This window comes from Streptomyces sp. NPDC004658, from assembly GCF_040609555.1.
GTDB lineage: Bacteria > Actinomycetota > Actinomycetes > Streptomycetales > Streptomycetaceae > Streptomyces.
Genome location: NZ_JBEXKG010000337.1, coordinates 1 through 3,051, shown reverse-complemented (window position 1 = coordinate 3,051; position 3,051 = coordinate 1). Strand labels below are relative to the sequence as shown.

3 protein-coding genes and 2 pseudogenes are annotated in these 3,051 nt (G+C 70.5%); 4 read left to right on the top strand and 1 reads right to left on the bottom strand.

All coding sequences use genetic code 11. From position 1 onward, the window contains the following. A pseudogene (locus ABZV94_RS40960) lies at positions 1 to 402 on the bottom strand (hypothetical protein); the annotation flags it as partial. Between the two features lie 228 nt (positions 403 to 630). Between ABZV94_RS40960 and rimP the strand changes: the two are divergent. From rimP to ABZV94_RS40940, 4 genes and pseudogenes are all read left to right on the top strand, one after another. Then, positions 631 to 1,158: a ribosome maturation factor RimP gene (gene rimP, locus ABZV94_RS40955; protein ID WP_356350119.1), complete on the top strand. Its 528-nt coding sequence runs from the start codon at positions 631 to 633 to the stop codon at positions 1,156 to 1,158. A 2-nt stretch (positions 1,159 to 1,160) separates the two neighbouring features. Then, positions 1,161 to 2,147 (top strand): transcription termination factor NusA, encoded by a 987-nt coding sequence (gene nusA, locus ABZV94_RS40950; RefSeq protein WP_356350117.1) that lies wholly within the window; start codon positions 1,161 to 1,163, stop codon positions 2,145 to 2,147. Between the two features lie 123 nt (positions 2,148 to 2,270). Beyond that, positions 2,271 to 2,567, top strand: a complete 297-nt coding sequence (locus ABZV94_RS40945) for a YlxR family protein (RefSeq protein WP_356350114.1) — start codon at positions 2,271 to 2,273, stop codon at positions 2,565 to 2,567. Positions 2,568 to 2,712: 145 nt separating this feature from the next. Further along, positions 2,713 to 3,051 (top strand): annotated as a pseudogene (locus tag ABZV94_RS40940) (translation initiation factor IF-2 N-terminal domain-containing protein); the annotation flags it as partial.

Sequence of the window (3,051 nt, the reverse complement as noted above, 5' to 3'; positions counted from 1 at the left end):
CCGGGATCGTGCTTGCCGTGGACTTCCCCTCCGTGTCACGGAGGGATTCCGGATTTCCCGACCTGGAACCACTCCTGATGCCCCGACGGTCGCTGCCGTGGCGGAAGCCGTGGCCGTCCCGCCGTCCGCGAAGGCCGCCGCGTGCGCCGCGACCTGGGTCCGCAGCGGGCGCAGCCGCTCCGCCAGCCCGGGGTGCGCGGCGAGCACGGCGTCGTACCGGGCGAGCAGCCCACGGCTGTCCCGCGCCGCACGCGCGCGTGCCCGTTCCACGGCCGACGGAGCGTCGTCGCCGGACTCCGGCCCGGCCGAGCAGCCCGCCAGCAGGGCGCCGCCGGCGGCCGAGACGAGCAGGGTTCTTCTGCGCGGCCCCGGGGGCACGCGCGGGGGCGGGGGGTACGGCACGGCTGACGTCCTCGGGGGCTCGTACGAACACACGGGCGGGAACGCCGGCCCGCCGTTGATCACGGTACCCGCGAGTCCCTCCGCCTCGCGTCACCGGCTCGACGGCCGGCGCATCCACGCGAACCGCCCCGGACCTCGCCTGCGAACCGGCCCCCGCCGGAGGCAGTACCCTTTGATCAGACACGCGACCCATCCCACAACAGCACACGCGGCCGAGGAGTCACCCGGATGAGCACCACCCAGAGCGAGAGGCTGCGAGAGCTGCTGGAACCGCTCGTCACCTCCCAGGGGCTGGATCTCGAAGAGATCGCCGTGGACTCCGTCGGACGCAAGCGGGTGCTGCGTGTGGTCGTCGACTCCGACACCGGGGCGGATCTGGACGCCATCGCCGATGTGAGCCGCGCGCTCTCGGCGAAGCTGGACGAGACGAACGCGATGGGTGACGCGGCCTACGACCTGGAGGTCGGAACCCCCGGCGCGGAGCGCCTCCTCACCGAGCACCGGCACTTCGTGCGCGCCACCGACCGGCTCGTGAAGTTCCAGCTCACGGAGGGCGGCGAGCTGGTCGCGCGGATCCTGAGGGTCGACGACGAGGGCATCGACGTCGAGGTGCCGGGTGTGAAGGGCCGCAAGGCCACCGCCCGCAGACTCGGCTTCCCGGAGATCGCCAAGGCGCGCGTGCAGGTCGAGTTCAACCGCAAGGACAGCGCCGGCCCGGCCGGCGAGAAGGACATGAAGGAAGAGGAGGAGGCGTAGCCGTGGACATCGACATGAGCGCCCTGCGGGGTTTGGTTCGGGAGAAGGAGATCTCCTTCGACCTGCTGGTCGAAGCGATCGAGTCGGCCCTCCTCATCGCCTACCACCGCACCGAGGGAAGCCGCCGACACGCGCGCGTGGAGCTCAACCGGGAGACCGGGCATGTGACCGTGTGGGCGAAGGAGGACCCCGAGGACCTCGCCGAGGGGCAGGAGCCCCGCGAGTTCGACGACACCCCGTCCGGCTTCGGCCGCATCGCCGCCACCACCGCCAAGCAGGTGATCCTCCAGCGGCTGCGCGACGCCGAGGACGACGCCACGCTCGGCGAGTACGCCGGCCGTGAGGGCGACATCGTCACCGGTGTGGTCCAGCAGGGCCGCGACCCGAAGAACGTGCTCGTGGACATCGGCAAGCTGGAGGCCATCCTGCCGGTGCAGGAGCAGGTGCCCGGCGAGACCTACCCGCACGGCATGCGTCTGAGGTCGTACGTCGTCCGGGTGGCCAAGGGCGTGCGCGGGCCGTCCGTCACCCTCTCCCGTACGCACCCGAACCTGGTGAAGAAGCTCTTCGCCCTGGAGGTGCCGGAGATCGCCGACGGCTCGGTGGAGATCGCGGCCATCGCCCGTGAGGCCGGTCACCGCACCAAGATCGCCGTACGGTCCACCCGTCCGGGCCTGAACGCCAAGGGCGCCTGCATCGGCCCCATGGGCGGCCGGGTGCGCAACGTGATGGGCGAGCTGAACGGCGAGAAGATCGACATCGTCGACTGGTCGGACGACCCGGCGGAGATGGTCGCGAACGCGCTGTCACCCGCTCGGGTGAGCAAGGTGGAGGTCGTGGACATGGCCTCCCGCTCCGCCCGGGTGACCGTGCCGGACTACCAGCTGTCGCTGGCGATCGGCAAGGAGGGCCAGAACGCCCGCCTCGCGGCCCGGCTGACCGGCTGGCGCATCGACATCCGGCCCGACACCGAGCAGGCCGGGGACTAGACCGGGAGCAGATCGGGGCGCCGGGGGGAATAGATCCAAGCCGTCCGGCGCTGAGATCACGACAACAGCCGTTCGATTCTTGCCCCAAAGGGGTGAGGTCGGTACGGGGAGGTAGACTTAACTGTGTCTGGCCGGACGCACGCCGGAGCATGCCCTGAACGCACCTGTGTGGGGTGCCGGGAGCGGGCGGCCAAGAACGATCTCCTGCGGATCGTGAAGATCGAGGACGCCTGCGTCCCCGATCCTCGCGGTACGCTGCCCGGCCGGGGTGCCTACGTGCACCCCGCCCTGGTCTGTCTCGACCAGGCGGTACGCCGCCGGGCGTTCCCGCGGGCACTGCGCGTCCCGGGACCGCTCGACACAAAGGCGTTGCGCCGATACGTCGAGCAGACAACAGTTGCCGAGCAGGCAACGCCGTAAGAAGCGCCGCACGGAACCCCGTGCGGTCTGGTACCTCGCGAGTCGAAAGCAGGTCGAGATTGCGATGAGCACTCGATGAGTACGCGATGAGTACGCCCATGAACTAGCGACGGTCCGGCTTCAACCCGGACCTCAAAGGAGCGAAGTGGCTAAGGTCCGGGTCTACGAACTCGCCAAGGAGTTCGGTGTCGAGAGCAAGGTCGTCATGGCCAAGCTCCAGGAACTCGGTGAATTCGTCCGTTCGGCGTCTTCGACCATCGAAGCGCCGGTTGTACGCAAGCTGACCGACGCCTTCCAGGGCGGCGGCAACGGCAAGTCCGCCGGAAAGCCCGCCCCCCGCAAGGCTGCCCCCAGGCCCGCCGCGCCCTCCCCGGCGCAGGCGGCCCGTCCGGCTGCCCCGGCCCCGAGAGCCGGGAGCAGCGAGGTCCAGAAGATCGCCGTCTCCCAGTTGCGCTGCCAGTTCTCCTCCGGCCGCTTGGCCCGG

Coding starts and splice junctions, on each gene's coding strand:
- rimP (WP_356350119.1), top strand. CDS start 631: ATGAGCACCACCCAGAGCGAGAGGCTGCGAGAGCTGCTGGAACCGCTC.